Here is a 22,702-nt window from a genome sequence, read left to right as displayed (position 1 = left end):
GACCGCCTTTTTTAGTTAATACCGATATATTTATGTACTTGGATTGATAACCGCCAGTTTTTCTTCACACACGTATCGATGGCGAGCTTAGTTGCTTTGGCTTTTTGGCTAATTGGCTGTAAATAAATAAGCTTAGGCCTCACACCTGTTTGCTCAAATAGTGCCTCTAATTCATCGATATGCTTTTGCATCGCCACTGGGTGTTTTATCTCATCTGCACGCTGCATGGCAGATTTAAGCACTTCATAACCGCCGCGCATATTGATTTTGGGTGACACAGTGACCCAAGTCTCTTCCGGCACGATGATTTCGAACGTACCACTGGTCTCTACTTGAGTAGAGTATCCTGATTCGTGCAACGTTTCACAAAGTGATGTTAAGTCATACATGCACGGCTCACCGCCAGTGATCACGATATGCTTTGCGGTATATCCTCGCTTGTTAAATAGTTCGATGATGTCCTCTGCGGTCGCATTTGCCCACCATTCAGAGTCTGACTTTTTCTCGACCGTTTTTTCCAAGCTAACCAAGTATGTAGGGTTTACATCCCACGTCTGCTTAGTATCACACCAAGCACAACCCACAGGACAGCCCTGCAAGCGAACAAAGATTGACGGTGTCCCCGTATAACTTGCTTCACCTTGAATGGTTTCAAAAACTTCATTGATTTTGTACAAAATAGCTCCAAACTACTCAATATATTTTGCGAAAATAACCTGCTAAAATTGTCATTTTTTCAGCGGCCGTGTAGTATATCGCGCCCTGAAGCAAACCTCTATTAAAATCGAGGCAAAACCTGAGGCATTTACCCGAGGTACCCCTTATGAGCGAAAAAGTCGTTGTTATCTATTCCGGTGGCATGGATTCTTATACTGTGCTAAATAAAGCCCTTAAACAGGGTCACGAAGTCTATGCGCTGTCTTTTAATTATGGGCAACGACATGTTAAAGAGCTAGAAGTAGCTAAAAAAGTATGTGACGACTTGAATGTGGCTCACAAGATTGTTGATATTTCAGCAATCAACCAGTTACTTGCTGGTTCTTCTTTGACTGATGATATTGAAGTGCCTGAAGGTCATTACGAAGAAGAAAGCATGAAAAGCACAATTGTGCCTAATCGCAACATGATTTTGCTGTCTCTTGCTGTTGGTTATGCTGTATCACTAAAAGCCAACAAAGTATTTTATGGTGCACACTCTGGCGACCATGCAATCTATCCGGACTGTCGACCTGAATTTGTGAAAAAGATGGACGATGTATGTCGTATCGCCAACTATGACGAAGTTGAAATCGTATGCCCTTACTTAAATAACACTAAGATTGATATTCTTACTGATGGTCTGAAAATGGGATTGGACTATAGCCAAACATGGACTTGCTACAATGGCCGTGAAAAAGCATGTGGTAAATGTGGCGCATGCCAAGAACGTTTAGAAGCGTTTGATTTAAACCAAGCGACAGATCCTCTTACTTACGAGTAATCAACTTAGCGTGCTCGAAATATACATTGGGCACGCTTAGTTAAACCCCAATCACCCTCACCCATTTGTGGTCATCATAGAACTCATTTCCGACTCCTTGTTAAATTACCTTATCTGACACTTGTCACTATACTCACAACAATTATCAACTATGATTAGAGTAGATAAGCTTAAGGAGATATATGTATGTCGGGCACTACGATGGTTTTTTTAATCGTACTTGTTAGCGTTGGTTTTGGCGTGATAAGAGATCTTTATGGTAAGTACTTACAAGCACAAAAGCTCAGTGGATTGAACAAACAAGAAAGCGAACAGTTAAAAACTGAAATTGATCAGCTCAAAGATAGAATTGCAGTCTTGGAAAAGATTGTTACCGATGAAGGCTATCAGGTAGACAAAAAAATTAAGAGCCTTTGATTCAGTACGTGGCGCCAACTATCGCCGGCGCCACTATTTATCAAACTGTCTGATACTTTGTTTTCGGTGTGCAGGTTTTATCTTGCTGAGATACGCCAAATAAAACACACAAAGCCCTATTACGTTTAATCACTTCAAACCCCCAGTAACACCCAAGCGCAGTAAACGCAATGATGACAACGCTCTCAATGCCGGGGGAAATCTCGAATGGCTTTAACCAATAAGCACAAACAATAATGAGAGTTTGATGCAACATATACCAAGGCAAAACTGCCGTCGTTGCGTAACGTAATTGTGGATTCGGTGAAGTCAGATGAGCGGCACTGTACCCAATCAATGCCAACATCCAAGCCCAATGATTTATACACACAACCATACCATAAATACTTCTTACCCAGATGTTCGTCTCAAAATGTTGTGAAAAGAAATATAAAAACCCATGTTTATCTAATAAAATTAGCATGTAGCCAATGAGCGCAACAGCCATCAACCTATGTCTATTTCTGACAACACTCGCTTTTAAATGCGACAACAGTGCAAATATATACCCCATCAAGAACACTGAAAAATACTTTCCGTGATTATACCAATCGTCAAAAAGTCCATGGGTAGAAGGATATGTTTGTCTTAACATAAACCAAACCACAAACAGGGTAACAATCGCCACTCCCAAAGCCATCGCAGCAGACAACTTTGTCTTTAGTACAGCTAACAAAGGTCTCAGTGGCACAATTTGTGTCAAAACCAACAGTACCAAGCAATAAACCCAAAGATAAGCTAAAAACCATAGGTGATTCCAAGTCAACAGCCCTATTTCGGTTTGATATTGCGCCAACAGGGATGTATTAGGGTTGATATAAGCGAGCCAAAAATCAAGAAAAGACATCGTGATCAGCCCTTTATCTAGCATCTCAATATACATTTGAGGTGCTATTACCACATACATACCAAAAAGTAGTGGCACAAACAGGCGCAGAGTTTTCGCTTTAATTAACTGCCAAGTGCCCATTCTTTGGTGGCAAAAAGCTAAAACAATCCCCGAAATGAAGAAGAGTAGTGACATACGCCATTGGTTGCTAAGCAGCATAAAATTTTGCAGTAACTCGGAAGTATGTGCGCTTTTTATGTGCCACCCCCAATCAGCCACGTAGTACATACCGACGTGATACAAAATGAGTACACCAAACACCAAAACACGCAGCCAATCTAAGTCCCATTGGCGCGCTAACTGCAAATTTGTCATAGTCCCTCCTAGCATGTTATTTTTTTATTGTGTTTAAGTAGTAAACTCAGTTAACCACCCATGCTATTGAAATTCATGAATATAGTGATGAGCGGTGGGAATAAGGGATGAGCTGTAATGTGGTTAGAAAAAACAATAAAACAACATACCGCACTGTGTGGATACATTGCTGCCACGCTTTATTTATTTATCAATAATACGGTCAATGCTTTATCTGTTTGGACAGAACATAACCGCGATGGAATATCGACGACACAGTTATGGGAACCCTTTGTATGGGAGTACACAAGTGCACTTGCTTTGCTTGCGCTCATTCCCATGTTAATCGCAATATTTCAACGCTATCCAATTAAATCAACGCCACCATTGATGCAAGTGATCATACATATAGCCTCATCATTGGTATTTTCTTTATGTCATGTCCTGATCATGGTGGGACTGCGCCACTTGGCATATTTGGTGATGCAGGGAAACTATGATTTTGGAGACTATTACCAAGAGTTTTGGTACGAATACCGAAAAGATTTGCTTTCGTACCTGTTTATATTCTTCATTTTCCATAGTGCCAAATGGGTTCTTGAGTCTTCCTCTGACTATGAGCAACAAAAGATACCTTTAAATCAACCCCCCACTCAGTTTCTGGTTAAAAAACATGGGGGAGAGCATCTAATTAAAGTCTCAGAAATTGAATGGTACGAAGCTTCAGGAAACTACGTCAACTTGCATAGCAAAGGTCGAATTTACCCGCTACGCGAAACATTAAACAGCCTTAGTAATAGATTAGCCACAGCGCATGTGACTCGCGTACACCGCAGATTCGCAGTCAATGACCACAAGATTAAATCGGTTCGATATGCCTCCAGTGGAGATGGCATTATCACGCTAGAGTCAGGTGTAGAAGTAAATTTGTCTCGACGATACAAAAATGATTTTAAGCTTGCGCTTGAGACGCCGAAGGCATGAACTTTAACTTTATCATCACAATAAAATATCTTATTCATAGATTGGCATAATTTAATGAATGTTAAAATCAACCCCGCCAAGCACGAATATATTTAAATTTATTAATGATTTGAAACCATTTGGTAGCGTACCTTTTCCAAGTAAATAGCCAAACGTTAGAAGTTATAATCTATAACGAAATTGAATTTAACGACGCATAAATTACTCATTACTATCCGCATCCCAATAAGTATTTAGTCTCAATCTAACCACTGAACTAATCATCATTTTCAAATCAACTCGCTAGGATAAATAATGTTGAAACCAAACTTCGTGGCAGCATCAGTTAGTCTGATACTAGCCTCAGCACCTGTATTTACACTTCAAGCTCAAGAGTCCGCTAGCTCTAAACCAGAAATAAAGCCTGAGGTTATTGAAGTAACAGGTACAAGAAGAAGCCTGCGAAGTATTGCTGAGAGCACTGTGCCAGTAGACATAATTAATCTTGATGAGATCAATAGTTCAGGACAATTAGAGCTAAGCCAGGTGCTCACGACGCTAGTACCCAGTTTTAACTTTCCAAATTCTCAACTTGCCGACGGAACAGACCACGCCCGTCCAGCTGTATTAAGAGGTTTAGCCCCAGATCATACTTTGGTTCTAATCAATGGAAAACGTCGTCACTCCAGCGCCTTACTCAACTTAAATGGCACGGTAGGACGTGGGTCTTCAGCCGTAGACTTGAACATGATCCCAACAGCTGCTATTAAACGCATTGAAGTGCTTAGAGATGGCGCTGCGGCACAGTATGGTTCTGATGCGATTGCCGGCGTAATCAACATCGTACTAAAAGATGCGGATGAAGGGGGGTCACTTAATTTTACCTATGGTAAATACGATACCCAAATGGCTGGCGCCAAACAGCTTGCGGGCGTATCTCAAAATGACAGCGGTGATCTTGCTTTTGAATTAGGGGAAGACCGCACGATAAGTGACGGCAATACCAGCACTATCAGTGGTAATATCGGCCTACCTCTTGGCGAAGCGGGCTTCATTCATCTTTCGGCAGAAACTCGAAATAAAGCGCCTTCAAATCGCTCAGGTTTCGACCCTCGAGAACAATACGCGCGTGATGACAATGGCAACCTAGATCCGCGAGAGTTTAATGCGCAGAGATATAATCACCGCTTTGGTAAAGCCGATATTGAAGACTTTGCCTTTTTCTACAATGCTGGCTACGACTTAACCGGAAATACTACATTATATTCTTTTGGTAGTTATTCAGAGCGTGAGGGTAATTCTGGCGGCTTTTTCCGCCGACCGAAAGATAGCCGTAACCTAATCGCAGTGTACCCTGATGGTTTCTTACCGCAAATTACTACCGAAGTAGAAGACTTTGCTTTTGCAGTGGGCATAACGACTCAAATTGCGAACTGGGACATTGATAACAGCGCAAACTTTGGTCGCAATGAATTTAATTTTGGTGTAACAAATAGTTTAAATACATCCCTAGGTGTCCATAGCCCTACTGAGTTTGATAATGGCGCGCTAGTATATGATCAGCTCACATTAAATTTTGATGCCAAAAATAGCTTCGATTTTGGTTTATATGAAGAAGTCTATATTACTGTCGGTGCCGAATACCGCCATGAGTCATACCAAATAAAAGCGGGGGAAGAAGCGTCATACTTAACTGTGTTGGATGCTAACGGCTCTCCAGTTGCAGCTGGTGGCGCGCAGGTATTAGCTGGCTTTTCTCCTGCCAGCGCAGTTAACGAGTCTCGTAATAACATCGCGCTCTTCACCGAGTTTGACACGTATATAAACGCAGACTGGAATATCGTGTTAGCAGCGCGTTTTGAAGATTATAGTGACTTTGGTTCCACACTCACCGGAAAAGTTGCGAGTCGTTACGCATTGAGCGATGAACTCTCTTTTCGTGGTGCACTGAGCACAGGATTTAGAGCCCCCTCATTGGCACAGTCTTCATATAAATCTATTGCAACCGTTTTCGAGAATGGCGTTCCTAATGAAGTCGGTTTGTTCCCAGTTGATACAGCAGCTGCTCAAGCTCTTGGAGCGCGTCCACTGGAAGCTGAAGAGTCAGTAAATATCACTGCTGGCTTCATATACAGCGCAGGAGATTTTAGTCTTACATTCGACGCTTACCGTATTGACATTGATGACCGCATTGTGATGTCTGAAAACCTAAGTGGTGATGCAGTAGAACAAATTCTAGCGACTGCAGGAGAGCACAATGTACAACGAGTTCGATACTTTACCAATGCAATTGATTCTAGAACGCAAGGTGTAGATATCGTTGCAACTTATAATTTTAATCTAGATGCCTATGGCAACTTAGCTCTAAGCGCAGCATTAAACCGCAACGATACAGAAGTAACGAATGTAAAAGATAACCCAGCTGAGTTGGCTGCACTAGGTGACGAATACCAATACTTTGCACGTCGTGAGATTGCACGTTTTGAAGATGGCACACCAAAAAATAAAGTTAACTTGGTTGCAACTTGGCAATATCAAGATTGGACAGCTATTTTAAAGGCCACCAGATATGGTGAAACCATTGATTCATCCAGCACTGTGGAAAAAGACGAAGTCATTGATGCAAAGTGGATAACTGATCTTGAAGTCGCATACCAGTATAACGAGCAATGGCGCTTCGCTATTGGTGCAAACAACTTGTTTGATCAATACCCACAAGATACGGTTGGCAACATTGGGTTTAGTAACTTTAATCAAATCTTCCCGTATTCAGCATTCTCGGCGTACAACACCGATGGCCGCTTTGTTTATGGCAAGGTCGCATTCAACTTTTAAGTAAACCCCTCTTACGCCAGCTCTACAAAATAGGGGCTGGCGTCCCTTTTTCATTAACCTCTCACACATAAAATAATATCTAAGTTGCAAATCATGGTATTAATCTCAGCTTCCTTGCCCCACGTGAATAGCCCTTAACATTTGTATAAAAAACATACTTGCCCTTGTTTTCATTTCCATGATATTAATAAATTAGTAAGGTTGTTGGGATCAATATATTATTCCATAGCCAGAAGAGTAAACGATTGATCTTAGTAGTCTATACAAGCGAAGGGCTATCGCCTTCATAGGGACATTAAAGCTAATGAAGCTAGCCTATTTTATAAAAAGAAGGATATTTATTATGAATCTAAGACTAAATAAAAAAAGTATTAAAAAGCTAACTACTGATAAAAATACCCTGCCACTTGAAGCAACACCTCAAGTTGGAGGTGCAGAGCATTTGAGCGTTATTGTCTGCAATACCGTTGATGTCTGCTGGACACAACGTGGCCCCGGACAACCATGTCAGATATATACTGATCGCTGCCGTTAAAATTAGTCAGGCAGTATATTAACCCCAAGCCTTCTTAAAGAAGGCTTGATTGACTTTCCGATCATGTTATTGAGAAATAATTAGCTTCATATAAAACCACAAAATGACTACATTTAAACTACTCTAGCCATCCTTATAATGAAAAATAAAAATCTATGCCGTGCTAGTTGGCATTAAAGTAATCATGTGTGCCATGTGCTTCGATTGCCAATGTCAGCCTTTCCAACGCCTGCGCATAAATCGCATCTCGCATGTCGATATTGGTACTGACATGGCGCTGCCAGCCTTGCTCAAAAGCTTTGTGAATATAGTCAGAAAGTTTAGTTGTAACTTGCTCTTCACTCCAAAGCTCACCTTGGCGATTTTGGCACCACTCAAAATAACTGACAATCACCCCCCCAGCATTGGCGAGTATATCGGGAATAACAAACACCCCCTTCTCGTGCAATATACTGTCAGCAGCAGCGCTAACTGGCCCGTTGGCTATTTCCACAATCGTGCCTGCTTTTACCAAACCGGCATTTGCCTCAGTTATCACACCCGCGACCGCTGCCGGGATTAAAATATCTACATCTAATGCTAACAACTCTTCATTAGTCAATACCTTGTGGCTGACTAGTTCACACACGGAGTTTTCACAATAAACGGCTTTAAGCTGCCTACTCTTTTGCTTTTCATACAGGATACTTAGAATATCCAGACCTTCGGGTGAATAAATTGCACCTTTTGAATCACTGACGGCGACTACCTTATATCCAGCCTTTTGTAGTAACAATGCGCATTGTGCTCCACCATTGCCGAACCCTTGAACTGCTACCGTCTGTTTGTGTTTTTGCCAATTTCTCTTTTTAGCCAGTGCTTCTATGCAGAGAAAGGCACCTGTCCCCGTTGCGCCAGTGCGACCAACACTGCCTCCAAATACCAGTGGCTTACCTGTTATGACATCGGGTGCTTTGACGCGTTTAATGGTCTCATACTCGTCCATCATCCAACCCATCACACGTTCATTTGTATACATATCAGGTGCTGGAATATCTGTCTGGGGGCCAATGAAGTCAGCCATAGCCCTTACATAAGAGCGGGAGAGTCGTTCTAATTCGAGTGCAGACAACGATTTTGCATTGACAGAGATCCCCCCCTTTGCCCCACCAAACGGTACGTTTACGGCAGCACATTTCAAAGTCATCCAAAGGGCTAGAGCTTCAACCTCACTCTGATCAACACTTGGGTGAAAGCGGATCCCACCTTTGGTTGGTCCAAGTAAACTGTTATATCGACAGCGGTATGCTTTAAAGTAGGCCGACTCGCCATTATCTTTTCTGATAGAGATATAGCTCGTTAAGGTACATAAAGGTTGGCTCAACGCCTGAAGTGTATGACTAGAAATATTAAGATGCTTAGCAATAGTGCTCAAACGTACTAACGCGTCCGCCAGCAGATCATTGTCCATTTCTCGCTCGCTATGTTGATCTTTTAAATCAACTTTAGTCGTCAAAATCTAACTTTGCGAGCTTTCATAAAACCGATAGTTAGCTTATAGCTGCTCTGCAATTTCGCAGATAAAACGGCTGGGCTCTTTTGGCGACATGATAAACGCACACTTTTTTGCCCGTGTCAGTGCTACGTAAAACAGACGCCGCTCTTCTGCATAAGGAAAGGCTTCCAGTGCAGGCAAGAACGCATCTATTACTTTATCGGTTGTTTGTTTCGTTGGCACACGCTTATCGAGCCCTATGATGATCGTGTAATCTGCCTCTTTTCCTTTTGCGGCATGGAAGGTCATTGACTTTATATTGATGGTGTTGAACTGATTATTTAGCTTTTGAAGTGTTTGATTATCAGGTAACTGTTTGTGGTAACGAGCCAGTATCATGACAGAGCAATGAGGCGCTATTTTAGATAGCTCAGATAATTTTGCATAAACCAAATCGTTTTGCTGATCGTGCTCAATAACCACTGATGGTCCATCCGACAAGATCTGCGCTCTTACTTGCTTAACAATTTGCTGAGGGTTTTGGCAAACAAAGTCACTGGCCAAATCCAAAAGATCTTGAGGGTAGCGGAATGTTTTGTCGAGCTGCATCACCGTTGATGGCCCAAAGTGTTGAGAAAAGTGCGTTGTTAGCGACAGATCAGCGCCACTAAAACGATAAATAGATTGCCAATCGTCCCCTACAGCAAATAAGTAACTACGATGACGTTGTACCAATAGCGCTTTGACAAGCTCCGCTCTGGCAGGCGAAATATCCTGAAATTCATCCACTAATACATGCGACCATTCACTTTTGAACTGCCCAGTCTTTACGTATTTAGTTGCACTACTGATCATATCATCATAATCAATCGCACGCTCATTGTTGAGATACAACTGGTATTCTGTCAACACCGGTCTGAAAACGGCGAGATAAAGCTCAAACTCAGACTCAATTTTTTGTATATGTCCTGGGCCCAAGCTGCAACTTTGCTTATACAAACCAATTAACTCGCTGAACTGTTTAACCAATTTGTCCAAATACGGAGCAGCGAAGTCGATTTCGACTTCATGCGCGTCGAGATTAAAGCTCTCTTTTAGCAGAGCCAGTAAATTATTTGCGAAATCTCGGTCTTGGCAAAGAGATTGAAGCGTCTCGAGAAGAAATTGGCGTTTTTGATTCTCGTCGTTACTCAACTGAGACAACTGTGGTGCCTTTCCTTCTACCTCTGTGAGAATCCGAATGCCTAAACTATGAAAGGTACGGCACGTAACAGGTAGCTGTGCATCTGATAATCGAGACTGCATTTCATTGGCCGCCTCTTTACCATAAGCTAACATCAGAATTTGTGATGCATCTGCTACTCCGGCTGTAATTAGGTAGCCCGCTTTAGCCACCATGACACTCGTTTTGCCAGTACCCGCACCTGCCAATAGTAATTGTCGTTCATCAATAACAACACACGCTCGCCTTTGTGCAATCGTTAAAGGGTGCCCCGCAATACTATCAAAAAAATCTTCATAGTCAGCCAGTTGTTTAGCTATGAATGCTTCTCTGAAATCATCAACATCTTGTGGCTGCCAAGTATGTACTTCCTCAAGGGTATAGCGGGTTTGAGCAAAGTAAGCTTCTAGCCTTTGATCCATCGACCATGTGAGCCAGTGACTCGCAAGCTCTTGTGCCATGTCTTTTGCAGCTTTAAGTAGACCATGAGACAAATATCGTCGTTCAAGCAAAGCTTCAATCTTTGCAATACTTTGACGCAATTTAACCATGTGTGATGTGAGCCAAAACTTTTGTAGCTCAAACTGGGCATGGTCAAGATCGCACTCTTTGATGCGTACTTTAATGCGTGTATCCGGCATAAAGATTTGAATTTTAGGTGTGATTTTACCCGCAAGGATTTGCGGAGGTTGCAATTGCGACTGCCAAGTATATAGCTTTTTTCCTTGCTTATCTTCTATCACGATCCCCTTACTCGAAACGGTCAGAGAAGTGATCCCATCCATAATTCTGGATAGCGTGTGGACTATAAACTGCATGCAATCTTCAGGCTAATCTTAATATTACCAAGAGTTTAGGGGAATCTTGTGCGGCTGTCATGCCTAAACCATCTAGATCGCTCAATTAACTAAATAACCACTTGTGTTTCTGTATTAAAAAGGCCGGTAATTACCGGCCTTTTTAATGAATTAGTCTAACCAGAAGTCTTTTCTGAATTTAAGACCAAACTCACTTCTGTCATTGCTGCGCATAACCCCTACAAAGCCAGACTGCTGTAAGCGACCTACGTCGTATACCTCATTAAACACATTCTCGCCATAAAGCGTTATTTCAGTATCACCTTCACTGTTAGTGTATGAGATGTTGAAACCGAATAGCTCACGAGATTCAATGAACTCGTTAGGGTTGTTCACAGATTGACCCTGCATATCCGAACGGTATGAATAACTTGCGTTAACTGCTACCGTCGCACCAGACTCCATATCAATGAAATATGAAGGAGCAACCATTACCGTCCAACGCGGTGTTAGAGCGGGTGCATTGCCTACTGTAATACCTTGAACACCTTCATCAACATGTGTGATTTCGGAATCTAGATAACCTACCGAGCTGCGAATTGTAAAGTCATCTGTGATGGCAATAGTTGTTTCTAGCTCGATACCTTGTGCACGAGACTCACCAGCGTTTTCAATATATGTATTAAAGCCATTCGATGGATCGTTAAACGGCAAGGCTAAATCAGTATAGTCAGTCACAAACAATGCTAGCATCATTGAAACTTGATCATGCACTTGACCTTTAAAACCAACTTCGTAGTTTAATGCTTTAGTCTCATCAAATGATACAAATGCGTCCGCACCACCAAATGGGCGTGGAGGAAAGCCACCACTTTGGTAACCTTTTTGAATTTGTGCGTAAACATTCATATCACGATTCAATTGATATGCTGCGTTCACATCCCAAGTTACTTCGTCAAACTTAGCCTGTGCACCTTTTTTGAAGTACGTGAAATCAGCAAATGCATCTTTCTCATCTTCTGAGTAACGCAAACCACCACCTAAGCTCAGCTTTTCTGTAACGTCAAAGCTCGCATTGAAATAGGCTGCATATGAGTCTGTTTCTTGATCAATACGGAAACGACCGTAGTTACCCGGTACGCTAAATGGACTAAATACATAAGGTGTAGACTCTGTAAAACCATCTTCATTGAAGTAATAAAGACCAGACACAAAGTCCCAAGAATCGAACGTACCGTTTAGTTGAAATTCGATTGAGAACTGATCTGCACCACCTTCTTCAGGAAATTCAGATAAGTGCAGTGGTGAAGCATCATCATCCAAACCACCTGTATAGTCAGAGCCGCGCTTACTGGTGATGAATTTTACCGCATACTCGTCACTTACTTGCCAATCAGCGATCACTGATGCACCCCAGCCAGAGTAATCAGTGCTTTCGATCCCAGCAACAGTCGTACCTAAGTCATCAGGGTTCTCTGGCAATAAGCTCGCGTTTAGTAACGGAAAGTCACCATTATTTGGGTCATTTGGATCCAAGCCACCTGTTAACTCAATCGTATAAGGAGACTGACCTGACTCATTTTCGACCGCATCCACTGCTACATTTAAGCTAAAGTCTGTGCTAGGCTGCCATTTAACAGCAAATCGGCCGCTCATCTCTTGCTCTTCGCCAATTTCTTTTTCTGGCGCAGCAAGGTTAACGGCACGCCCTACACCGTCACGCTCTTTGTATGATGCGTTTGCAGCAAAGCTCCACTCGTCGTTAATAGTTTGGTTTGTGTATATATCACCACCTAAGCGGCCGCGAGAGCCCACTTTTGATTCAACACGTACAACATCTTCAGACCCTGGCTTTTTAGTAATGATGTTTACCGCACCACCCAACGTGTTGCGACCATATAGTGTGCCTTGTGGACCACGCAATACTTCAACACGCTCAATATTAGGTAAAGACAGGTTGGAACCCATTTGTCGGCCAAGGTAGACACCATCTACGTAAACACCAACGCCTGGATCTGTTGTGATAATGTGATCTTGTAAACCAATGCCTCGAATGAAGACAGAAGCGTGCGCCGCGTTACCAACACCATATCTTGTGATATTTAAGTTTGGAACAAATTTACCAATGTCATCTAAGTTGCTCATGTTGCCTTTCTCAATGGCATCTGAGCCGATAGATGTGATCGCAGTTGGTGTTTCGAATAAACTCTCAGTACGTTTACGAGCAGTCACTTCGATTTTTTCAAAAGTATTCTTTTTTGCTTGCGCTTCTTCAGCAGCAAAGGAAGGTAAGCTCACTGCCGACAAAATGGCAGCGCTTAATGCAGATAGACCAACGCGTGGTAAAACTGTTCTCATATTTTCTCCAAAGGAATCGCCGTGTGTGTATTCAACCTGAGGAAGGTTGAAGCTATGCCTAGCTAAAAATAGACATAAAAAAAGATGCGCATCACGCATCTATTTCCTCTGGAAGGCCATTATATGTATTTAACACATCAATTGAAATAAAAAATTCATAAATATTTTCATTTGCAAATTTATTACCGGGAAAATACGTTATAAAAACATAAATATTACAAGACATAAAATTTTGGCGCTGAAATTTTATTGTCGTTTATATAATGAACTAAAAGTAGACGGCTTTGGCAGGAGGTGAATTACTGAGACCTTATGGTCAAATCAGGTTCATAAAGATTGGAAGATACATGGTTGCCTAGTTTATTTTTAAGCAAAAAAAAACCTGATGAACAATTTATTCATCAGGTTTTATATTTGGTGCGAATGGGGGGACTTGAACCCCCACGAGCATAGCTCACCACCCCCTCAAGATGGCGTGTCTACCAATTCCACCACATTCGCAAATATTTTAGTTTGGTACGTCAGAATTCTCTTCTGAAGCAGGTATATCCGATACAGCTGGAACTGTAGTCGCCGCTGGCGCTTCTAAGTTTTCCCACTGGTCAGTTTGCTTAATTTGACCTGCTGTTAGGTTACCTAATGCAATACTTAGCACGAAAAATACCGTTGCAAGTACTGTTGTAGTTTTTGTCATAAAGTTGCCAGCACCCGAAGAACCGAATACGGTAGCAGAAGCACCTGCTCCGAAAGACGATCCCATATCGGCACCTTTACCTTGTTGGATTAGAATCATTCCAATTAATGCTAATGCAACAACTAAATAGACAACCAAAAGAATCTCGTACATTTACTTATCCTTTTGCACTCTCACAGATTGTTCTAAAGGCTGCTGGTTTAAGGCTTGCTCCACCTATCAAACCGCCATCGATATCTGCTTGTGCGAACAATAATTCACTATTACTTTCATTAACACTGCCACCGTATAGGATCTGCAGTGAATTCGAGATTTCAGTATCGTAACTCGCTACTAAATCTCTTATAAACTTGTGTACTGCTTGTGCTTGCTCAGGAGATGCTGTTTTACCAGTTCCTATAGCCCAAACAGGCTCGTATGCTATCACAGAGTCACTCAATGATGCTATACCTAATTTATCGATTACAGCTTTAATTTGTTCTGCAACGATATGTTCAGTTTGACCTTGCTCTCTTTCTGACTCCGTTTCACCTACACACAGTATAGGGATTAACTTGTCTGTTTGTGCTTGCTCAAACTTATTGGCAACATCTTCATTTGACTCGCCGTAAATACTTCTACGCTCAGAGTGACCTACAAGCGTATAAGTTGCGCCTAATGCTTTCACTAATGACGCTTGAACTTCACCTGTATATGCACCAAGTGGGTGCTCTGAGACTGTCTGCACACCGGCTTTTACACCAGAAGCAACTACGTTGCTTAGAAGTGCAGTTGGCGGAATAACAACTACTTCAACATCGTTATTATTGATGTTCTTAATTTCGCTAGCAATGTTTTGGACAAGCTCTAAAGAGCCATTCATTTTCCAATTGCCCGCGACCATTGGCTTTCTACTTAACATTCGATACTCCGCGTAAGAAAGCGGACGAGATACTAACGTCACTCGTCCAAAGTTACAAGAAAAATTTTAACTTTTTGGTTTAATTGCTCACAGATTCAACAACTTCGGCTATTTGTTGAGAAAAGTCCATTACTTGCTTTTCTTGTTCTGCTTCAACCATAACACGTACTACAGGCTCAGTACCTGACTTCCGTAATAGAACTCGACCTTTGCCGTCCAGCTTTTCTTCAACCTGTTTTACAACTTGTTTGACAGTGTCATGAGCAACAGGGTCTGTGCCTTTTGCATATCGAACATTGATCATATTCATTGGGTATTTGGTAAAGCCGGCGCCAAGATCTTTGAGTGTTTTATTCTGTGCAACCATCGCTGCTAACACCTGCAAGCTAGAAATAATACCGTCACCAGTCGCAATCAGATCAAGGTTAAGTACGTGACCAGAGCTTTCACCACCAATATTCCACCCTTCTTGAGCAAGTAGTTCAAGTACATAGCGGTCTCCAACTTTACTGCGCAGGAATGGAATATCTTGTGCCTTAAGTGCATTTTCAAGACCCATATTTGACATCACAGTGCCGACAACTCCACCTTTAAGCGTGCCGTTGAACTTGGCTTGTAAGGCAGCAATATAAACAATGTCATCACCGTCAAAAACACGGCCATTGTGGTCAACCATCATTACGCGGTCACCGTCACCGTCATAGGCAATACCAACATCAGCTTTGTGCTCAAGCACCTGACGTTTTAACGCATCAACGTGTGTTGCACCACACTCTGCATTAATATTCACGCCATCTGGCTCACACGCCGTTGCGATTACCTCTGCACCTAATTCCTGCATGACAGAAGGTGCAATATGGTACGTAGCCCCATTCGCACAATCTAGTACAATTTTGATGCCCTCTAATGACAGCTCTTTGGGGAACTGACTTTTACAAAACTCAATATAGCGGCCACTTGCGCTATCTAACCGGCGAGCTTTACCTAGGGATTCTGAAGTCACACACGTCATCGGTTCATCAAGCATTGCTTCGATTTCTAATTCGACGTCGTCTGCTAGTTTTTTCCCGTTACCAGAGAAGAATTTAATACCATTATCATGATAAGGGTTGTGAGATGCACTGATCACAATTCCCGCTTCAGCTCTGAAGGTTTGCGTCAAATAAGCGACCGCAGGGGTCGGCATAGGACCAAGTAAAACGACATCGATTCCAGCAGCGATTAAGCCCGCTTCAAGCGAAGTTTCGAGCAGATATCCAGAAATTCGCGTGTCCTTACCTATTATTACTTTTTTTGTTCCTGATTTAGATAGGACTTTACCAGCAGCCCAACCTAATTTAAGGGCAAACTCAGGTGTAATGGGGAACTCTCCTACAAGCCCTCTTACACCATCGGTGCCAAAATATTTTCTCGTTGTCATTTAGTTACTCCATGGTTTGCTGCAGCCCATACCTGCAACACATCACTCGTTTCTCTTACATCATGAACGCGTATGAGATGCGCACCTTGCTGTGCACATAACAATGCACCACTTAAGCTTGCTGCTAAGCGTTCATTCGTATCCCTATTTAATAAGTTTCCAAACATAGATTTGCGTGATAAACCTGCCAATAAAGGCAAATTCAATTCTGAAAATTGATTAAATTTCCCAAGCAACTCAAAGTTATGTTGTAAAGATTTTCCGAATCCAAAACCAGGATCTAAGATGAGTCTAGTGCGAGCAATGCCAAGTTTTTCGCAAGCCGCAATTCTAGCCTCAAAGAATGAAATAATCTCGTTAATTAGGTGGTCATATTTTGGCGCAGCTTGCATCGTTCTTGGTTGACCTTGCATGTGCATTAAACATATAGGTACATCAGAAAATTCAGCTGCAACTTCCAAACACCCTTCTTCTTGCAAAGCACGCACATCGTTAATAATGTCAGCACCCGCATGAATAGCCTGTTTCATTACTTCTGCTTTACTCGTATCTATCGATATAATGCAGTCAGACTGCGCTCGAATCGCTTCAATAACTGGAATAACTCTGTCCAGTTCTTCATTTAACGATACATCAGCTGCACCCGGACGAGTTGATTCGCCGCCAATGTCGAGTATGCTGGCTCCTTGCTCCAATAACTCAAGCGCCTGAATGACAGCGTTATCATTTTTGTAATACTTACCACCATCAGAAAAAGAGTCTGGAGTTGCGTTCACTATGCCCATAATTTGCGGGCTTTGGAGATCAAGGGTACGACCTCGAGGTAAAGAGAGTTGAAACATAAATTGCCTTCCTATTAATTGTATCTAAGCATACTTTAAATACCCCTACCAGTTTATTGACCAAAATCACTCACATAGAGTCTGGTATTAGGCGCATATAGATACAAAGTATTACAAAAGATACAAAAAGGCCTCGAAGGTTAACCATCGAGGCCTTAATTCCTGCTGTGACATTTTACCTTTTATTAAGGCTTGTCATCAACCTCTGTATTGCTAGGAGGCGGGACATCCGAGTTATTTTCTTCACTCTTCGTCTCAGTCGCACCACCATTCAAACCACCATCTTTGTCAGATTTGCGGTCATGTGCGTCTCTAGGAGGACGTACTTCTTTGCGTTCCATGAGGTCGTCAATCTGTCCGGCATCTATCGTTTCATATTTCATTAGTGCATCTTTCATCGAATGAAGGATGTCCATATTGTCTTTTAAGATTTGCTCGGCCCGGTCGTAGTTGCGAGTGACAAATAATTTAATTTCTTCGTCAATTAATTTCGCTGTTTCGCCCGACACCCCAGACATTCTTGAGCCGCCACCGCCCATGTACATTTCGCCTTGCTCTTCCATGTACATTTGTGGTCCAAGTACAGGGCTTAAACCCCATTGAGTTACCATTTTACGCGCAATGTCAGTTGCTCGCTCAATATCATTACTTGCACCTGTAGTCACCTTTTCATCACCATAAATTATGGCTTCTGCAATTCGGCCACCATAGAGGCTAGATAACATTGATTCTAAATGTTCTTTCGAGTGGCTTACACGGTCTTGCTCCGGTAAGTACATGGTCACACCCAACGCTCTACCTCGTGGGATAATAGACACTTTATAAACAGGATCATGTTCTGGTACTAAGCGCCCTACAATTGCGTGCCCAGCTTCATGATAAGCAGTCATCTCTTTTTCTTTCTCAGACATAACCATTGATTTACGCTCTGCGCCCATCATGATCTTATCTTTTGCTGCGTCAAACTCAGCCATACTTACTTTGCGCTTGTTACCACGCGCAGCAAATAATGCAGCCTCATTAACTAAGTTCGCTAGATCTGCACCAGAAAATCCTGGTGTACCACGCGCGATGAGAGATGCCTCAACATTAGAGTCCAAAGGTACTTTGCGCATATGCACGTTAAGGATCTGTTCACGGCCTCTCACGTCTGGTAAACCTACAACTACCTGTCGGTCGAAACGACCAGGGCGCAATAAAGCAGGGTCTAAAACGTCTGGGCGGTTGGTTGCAGCTATTACAATGATACCTTCATTGCCTTCAAAGCCGTCCATTTCAACCAGCATTTGGTTTAGCGTTTGTTCACGTTCATCGTGACCCCCACCCATGCCTGCACCGCGTTTACGGCCAACAGCGTCAATTTCATCGATAAAGATAATACAAGGCGCTGCTTTTTTAGCTTGTTCAAACATGTCTCTTACACGGGATGCACCAACACCGACAAACATTTCAACAAAATCAGAACCTGAAATTGTAAAAAACGGTACCTTTGCTTCACCTGCAACAGCTTTTGCAAGTAACGTTTTACCCGTACCAGGAGGACCTACCATCAACACCCCTTTAGGAATGTTACCGCCAAGCTTCTGGAATTTAGACGGGTCTCGTAGAAAATCGACTAATTCAGTAACGTCTTCTTTTGCTTCATCACAGCCTGCAACATCTGCAAAAGTTGTTTTGACTTGATCTTCGCTCATTAGACGCGCTTTACTCTTGCCGAAAGACATTGCGCCTTTACCGCCGCCACCTTGCATCTGACGCATGAAGAATATCCATACACCAATCAACAACAGCATTGGGAACCAAGAGATGAAAACGTTCGCTAAAAACGATTGCTCTTCCGGTGCAACACCTTTGACGTTTACATCGTTTTTAAGCAAATCATTAATTAGATCTTCATCATATAACGGCATGATCGTTTGAAAGCGCTCACCGTTATTTTTAATCCCTGAAATAGTACCAGCAGCACGGTCAATATTTGCCTCTCTGACCACACCACTACGGACTTCTTTTACAAACTGAGTGTAACTTGTCTGACGATCAGATTGCTCGCCACCATTGAAACTCTGAAACACTGTCATTAGCACGACTGCTATGACAAGCCAGAGAATTAAGTTCTTCGCCATATCGCTCAAGGGGTTAACCTCTTGTATCCAATTTATTTAAAATCATCTTAAATGCACCTCAACTGTACTACAGTTTGTATCCTGTCGCCACTATATATACTTCTCGAGATCTAGGTCGAGACGCTTTTGGTTTACGTATCTTTACAACTTTAAAGGCATTACGTACTTCTTGTACAAATTGATCAAAGCCTTCGCCCTGAAACACCTTAACCGCAAACGCACCATTTGGTTTTAGTACTTGGTGACACATATCTAGTGCTAATTCGACTAAATACATACTACCGGCCTGATCTATAACATTGTTGCCGCTCATATTAGGTGCCATGTCAGAGAATACCACGTCGATATTCTTACCACCAATCCGGTCTAACAATGCGTTTAAAACGCTTTCTTCACGGAAGTCGCCTTGTAAAAATGCAACGCCCGGTAAGGAGTCCATTGGCAAAATATCACACGCAATTACCTCGCCCTTCTCTGATACTTGCTCAGCTAGATATTGTGACCAACTGCCAGGAGCTGCACCTAAATCTACAACGTGCATACCAGGTCTGATCAGTTTGTCCCGCTGCTGTATTTCCTCTAATTTAAACACTGCACGAGAACGGTAGCCTCGTTTTTGGGCTTCATGTACAAATGGATCGTCTACATGCTCTTTTAACCAGCGCTTTGAGCTCGCTGAGTGCTTTTTATTTGCCATATTCACTGCAACTCATTAGTAATCTTCTTTAGATGGCGTTAGAATGTCGAGAATTCAAGCCTTAATTTAGTAAATTGTACCAATATGACATTATCAAATAAACAAAAGCAGCACCTGAAAGGGTTAGCACATGCCCTGAAACCAGTCGTTTTACTTGGTGGTAACGGCCTAACCGAAGGTGTATTGCTAGAAATTGAACAATGTTTAGAAATACACGAATTGATCAAAGTTAAAGTACCGACCAACGATCGTGAAACCAAACAACTTATTTTTGATGCCATTGTCCGTGAAACTGGAGCACATAAAGTACAAGTGATCGGTCACATTATCGTGCTATACCGTCAAAGTGAAGACAAAAAAATTATCTTGCCTCGCAACTAAACACTGTGTAGTTGAACCGCTAATGCGGTTCAACTTCGCGTGCTAAATCAATTGCCTTACGCAAGAAATCGGTTGTCAATTGATTAATTAAGCCACTTTCAGCATTTAATAGTAAACTAAACCCTATCCCCAAAGATGGAATAACTGCCACATCGGTACGATAGCCTTGCACCCAACCACTGTGATAATAGACCGTCTCGCCTTCAAAACTGTATATTCGCCAGCCCAACCCATAATGCGCCTGCTCAACATATTTTTTCCATACACGCCTGCGAAGTTCACGCTTAGTCAAAGTGAATGGCCTTGACTGAATTGTTAATGCATCAAGCGACAAGACACTGGGGAACAAGCCTAGTTGAGCTTTTAACCAAATGACCATATCTTCAGCACTTGCGTTTACCCCTGCAGCAGGCGCAACTTTATAGTAGTGCTTCTTCAACTTTGCTGTATGCCAATATTTGCGTCCTTTAACATGAGGCAAAGCAAAGTTATCGTCTTTGGTCATATGTTCGAACCCAAGTCCCGCATCTTTCATACTTAAAGGCTTAAAAATGAACTCATTGAGCCAAGTGTCGTAACTTAACCCTGTTGCTTGGTTTATTACATTACCAATCAAACTGAACATGACATTTTGATAGCCATAACATATGCCGGGACGGCACAACCTATCAACTTTTAACAGCCTCGGATAGATATTGTCATACTCCATACGTGATTCAATCAAGTTGTCATACGCATTGGGTACCAGTCCACTGGAGTGGCTCAAAAGGTGATATACACGCAGAGGCGCATATTGGCTATCTCTGAAAATAGGCAGATAATCAGCAACGTAGCGGTCCAAATCGACTTTTTCATCCGCTGCTAACTTTGCCGTGAGTGATCCCGCAAAAGTTTTTGAGACAGATGCTAAACGAAACCGAGTTTGTCCGTTAACAGGTAGCCCCTTCTTCGCTTTCGTTCTGCCATAGCCTTTCGCTATATCACCAAACTTTACATGAGTAATGCTCAATGCAGCTCCGGGTATCGATTTTTCTTTTAGTTTCTGTCGGACTTGCTTAGAATAGTCGCCTACAAAATGCTCCCATGCTTTTGCTTTTTTTTGTTCGTCACTCTTCACTGCAAGTGAAAGAGTTAGCAATAGTAGGCATTTTGAATAAATAAGTAGTGACTTCATAATGACTCTGTACATTAACACGCGGTGTTATGGTATCACGAAAATAAGTCGCGAGCTCACGGAAAACGTAAAATAAACAGGAGTCTTTATGGTTTGTCGCATTGTATGCGTTACAAACTTGAACAATTTAAGACTGTCGTTATGCATGGCCTACCATGTAAAATTTATTCTAAAATCCATTTGATATTATAGAAAATTGTAATTTGAGGTACTTATAATGCGAGGAATCATTAGCTGTTTGGCACTCATCGGCTTAACAGGGTGTACAATGACTCAACCACTGGCGCCTAAGCTTAGTGTTCCTTCTAAACCACTTTTACAAAAATCTATCTACCAAATTAGTTATACGGCAGAGTTAGAATCTGCGCGTATTAAATCAGTGCAACTACCCGCGCATGTTGTAAAAAGACAAGACACAGTTTACATCGACTCGAGTAAAGTAACACTCACAGACGCCTTTCGCGCATCACTGATTAACATGCTCAAAGAGAAAGGCTTGCAGGTCGACTCCCAAGAAAACACCGATTATAGACTCGTTATTCAACAAATGGATTTATCATACGGTCGAGATAAAGTGTACGTGCTCAATAAACCAAGCAATAGCCACCCCTATATTGCAAAAATATCTCAAACCAATCCAAGTAAACAGTGCAGTAATATTACCGCTTCTCTTAGCATGCGCTTAACACATAACGACTCTGCTGATGTTGTCTGGTTTGCAAAATCATCAGTAGACAGTGCAGGGTTTCAGGGCATCCCTTTGCAATATTCATTTACTGAGACCGAAAAAGTAATTAATGAGCAAGAAGTTATCACCTTTGTTGCTGAGCAAAACACTGAACAAGCCCGTAAAGATAGGTACCAAGAGCCCGTGACTATCCCGCAATACGTCGTCCAACCAAACATTACTCCGCTTATAAAGGTAGCTGGAGCATGTGAAAAGACTGAAGTGAGTGAACTAACACCAAAAATGATGTTAACACTGACACACAACTTAATTGATAAGCTAAATGTTCAATAGGCAACAAACTCATACACTTAATTACAAAAATATCCCACAGCGCAATTATAATTGCACGATGATATAAAAAGGTTAGTATGATTTTAAAAGGCACCAGTGTCATCGTCCATAATGATACTTAGTTGGTATGTTAAAGGAGAGTTTTC

19 protein-coding genes and 1 tRNA gene are annotated in these 22,702 nt (G+C 42.0%); 7 read left to right on the top strand and 13 right to left on the bottom strand.

The genetic code is table 11. The features are described 5' to 3' along the window. Positions 1-11 precede the first annotated feature (11 nt). Positions 12-677: a 7-carboxy-7-deazaguanine synthase QueE gene (queE, locus tag N480_RS06685; protein WP_063371741.1), complete on the bottom strand. Its 666-nt coding sequence runs from the start codon at positions 675-677 to the stop codon at positions 12-14. A 146-nt stretch (positions 678-823) separates the two neighbouring features. Between queE and queC the strand changes: the two genes are divergently transcribed. Further along, entirely contained in the window at positions 824-1,480 is a 657-nt protein-coding gene (gene queC / locus N480_RS06680; protein ID WP_063371740.1) for a 7-cyano-7-deazaguanine synthase QueC, read from the top strand. Positions 1,481-1,666: 186 nt separating this feature from the next. Beyond that, positions 1,667-1,897, top strand: coding sequence for a hypothetical protein (locus N480_RS06675; RefSeq protein ID WP_063355267.1), 231 nt, complete (start codon positions 1,667-1,669; stop codon positions 1,895-1,897). 40 nt (positions 1,898-1,937) lie between these two features. Here N480_RS06675 and N480_RS06670 read toward each other — a convergent pair whose 3' ends face one another. After that, positions 1,938-3,140 (bottom strand): acyltransferase family protein, encoded by a 1,203-nt coding sequence (locus N480_RS06670; protein WP_063371739.1) that lies wholly within the window; start codon positions 3,138-3,140, stop codon positions 1,938-1,940. Between the two features lie 117 nt (positions 3,141-3,257). Between N480_RS06670 and N480_RS06665 the strand changes: the two genes are divergently transcribed. The 3 genes from N480_RS06665 to N480_RS06655 all read left to right on the top strand — a co-directional run bounded on the left by N480_RS06665 (position 3,258) and on the right by N480_RS06655 (position 7,452). Then, positions 3,258-4,103: a LytR/AlgR family response regulator transcription factor gene (locus N480_RS06665; protein WP_063371738.1), complete on the top strand. Its 846-nt coding sequence runs from the start codon at positions 3,258-3,260 to the stop codon at positions 4,101-4,103. Positions 4,104-4,397: 294 nt separating this feature from the next. Next, a complete protein-coding gene (locus tag N480_RS06660) occupies positions 4,398-6,917 on the top strand; it encodes a TonB-dependent receptor plug domain-containing protein (protein ID WP_063371737.1) in 2,520 nt (839 codons plus the stop codon). 343 nt (positions 6,918-7,260) lie between these two features. Next, positions 7,261-7,452 (top strand): hypothetical protein, encoded by a 192-nt coding sequence (locus N480_RS06655; RefSeq protein ID WP_063371736.1) that lies wholly within the window; start codon positions 7,261-7,263, stop codon positions 7,450-7,452. Positions 7,453-7,615: 163 nt separating this feature from the next. Here N480_RS06655 and N480_RS06650 read toward each other — a convergent pair whose 3' ends face one another. The 10 genes from N480_RS06650 to rlmE form a co-directional block, all read right to left on the bottom strand. After that, a complete protein-coding gene (locus N480_RS06650; RefSeq protein ID WP_231102232.1) occupies positions 7,616-8,947 on the bottom strand; it encodes a Glu/Leu/Phe/Val family dehydrogenase in 1,332 nt (443 codons plus the stop codon). A gap of 39 nt (positions 8,948-8,986) precedes the next feature. Then, entirely contained in the window at positions 8,987-10,966 is a 1,980-nt protein-coding gene (locus N480_RS06645) for a UvrD-helicase domain-containing protein (protein ID WP_081231777.1), read from the bottom strand. A 150-nt stretch (positions 10,967-11,116) separates the two neighbouring features. Further along, positions 11,117-13,303: a TonB-dependent receptor gene (locus N480_RS06640; RefSeq protein ID WP_063371734.1), complete on the bottom strand. Its 2,187-nt coding sequence runs from the start codon at positions 13,301-13,303 to the stop codon at positions 11,117-11,119. Positions 13,304-13,718: 415 nt separating this feature from the next. Beyond that, positions 13,719-13,804, bottom strand: a tRNA-Leu gene (locus N480_RS06635). 7 nt (positions 13,805-13,811) lie between these two features. Further along, positions 13,812-14,150 (bottom strand): preprotein translocase subunit SecG, encoded by a 339-nt coding sequence (gene secG / locus N480_RS06630; protein WP_063371733.1) that lies wholly within the window; start codon positions 14,148-14,150, stop codon positions 13,812-13,814. A 4-nt stretch (positions 14,151-14,154) separates the two neighbouring features. Further along, positions 14,155-14,898, bottom strand: a complete 744-nt coding sequence (gene tpiA, locus N480_RS06625; RefSeq protein ID WP_063371732.1) for a triose-phosphate isomerase — start codon at positions 14,896-14,898, stop codon at positions 14,155-14,157. Positions 14,899-14,977: 79 nt separating this feature from the next. Then, a complete protein-coding gene (glmM, locus tag N480_RS06620) occupies positions 14,978-16,318 on the bottom strand; it encodes a phosphoglucosamine mutase (RefSeq protein ID WP_063371731.1) in 1,341 nt (446 codons plus the stop codon). Beyond that, positions 16,315-17,160 (bottom strand): dihydropteroate synthase, encoded by an 846-nt coding sequence (gene folP, locus N480_RS06615; protein WP_063371730.1) that lies wholly within the window; start codon positions 17,158-17,160, stop codon positions 16,315-16,317. The genes glmM and folP overlap by 4 nt, the downstream gene beginning before the upstream one ends. A 185-nt stretch (positions 17,161-17,345) precedes the next feature. Next, entirely contained in the window at positions 17,346-19,283 is a 1,938-nt protein-coding gene (gene ftsH / locus N480_RS06610; RefSeq protein ID WP_063371729.1) for an ATP-dependent zinc metalloprotease FtsH, read from the bottom strand. 67 nt (positions 19,284-19,350) lie between these two features. Beyond that, positions 19,351-19,980 carry a 23S rRNA (uridine(2552)-2'-O)-methyltransferase RlmE gene (gene rlmE, locus N480_RS06605; protein ID WP_063371728.1) on the bottom strand — a complete coding sequence of 210 codons (630 nt, stop codon included), beginning with the start codon at positions 19,978-19,980 and terminating at the stop codon, positions 19,351-19,353. A gap of 84 nt (positions 19,981-20,064) precedes the next feature. Here rlmE and yhbY point away from each other — a divergent pair, with 84 nt between their 5' ends. Next, positions 20,065-20,361, top strand: a complete 297-nt coding sequence (gene yhbY / locus N480_RS06600) for a ribosome assembly RNA-binding protein YhbY (protein WP_063371727.1) — start codon at positions 20,065-20,067, stop codon at positions 20,359-20,361. A gap of 19 nt (positions 20,362-20,380) precedes the next feature. Here yhbY and N480_RS06595 read toward each other — a convergent pair whose 3' ends face one another. Then, positions 20,381-21,535 (bottom strand): serine hydrolase domain-containing protein, encoded by a 1,155-nt coding sequence (locus N480_RS06595; RefSeq protein ID WP_063371726.1) that lies wholly within the window; start codon positions 21,533-21,535, stop codon positions 20,381-20,383. A 217-nt stretch (positions 21,536-21,752) separates the two neighbouring features. On the opposite strand from N480_RS06595, the gene N480_RS06590 reads away from it, so the two are divergent. Continuing rightward, positions 21,753-22,556, top strand: a complete 804-nt coding sequence (locus tag N480_RS06590; RefSeq protein ID WP_063371725.1) for a hypothetical protein — start codon at positions 21,753-21,755, stop codon at positions 22,554-22,556. Positions 22,557-22,702 lie beyond the last annotated feature (146 nt).

The sequence above is a fragment of the Pseudoalteromonas luteoviolacea S2607 genome (assembly GCF_001625575.1).
GTDB classification, from domain to species: Bacteria; Pseudomonadota; Gammaproteobacteria; order Enterobacterales; family Alteromonadaceae; genus Pseudoalteromonas; species Pseudoalteromonas luteoviolacea_E.
Note: the sequence above shows the minus strand (reverse complement) of the source record. Positions and strands in the feature narration are given on the sequence as shown.